This window comes from Mesorhizobium sp. M8A.F.Ca.ET.021.01.1.1 (assembly GCF_003998025.1).
Classification (GTDB): domain Bacteria; phylum Pseudomonadota; class Alphaproteobacteria; order Rhizobiales; family Rhizobiaceae; genus Mesorhizobium.
The window spans coordinates 1-245 of the sequence record NZ_RZSJ01001138.1; the positions used below are offsets into that span (position 1 = coordinate 1).

Annotated in this window: 1 protein-coding gene; it reads left to right on the plus strand. The window is 55.5% G+C overall.

Going from position 1 to position 245, the window contains the following annotated elements:
• Positions 1 to 79 precede the first annotated feature (79 nt).
• Positions 80 to 245 (plus strand): helix-turn-helix domain-containing protein (locus EOA36_RS36975; RefSeq protein ID WP_145969583.1); only part of this gene is annotated, 166 nt, incomplete at its 3' end.

Here is a 245-nt window from a genome sequence, read left to right on the forward strand (position 1 = left end):
TGTCCGAACCGGATAGATAGGTAACAGAATGGACCGATAGCATGGGTGACAGTTTTCTTGTCCGCCGGGAGGACCGGCGATGGTTTGGCGAGAAACTGGGATCATGGACGAGCGGCTACGGTTTGTTGTGGATTGCCTTTCGGGTGAAGAGACGATGATCGAGCTCTGTGCGTCTTATGGGATATCGCGCAAGACCGGCTACAAATGGCTTGGACGCTATCGCGCGTTCGGCCCGGAAGGTTTGC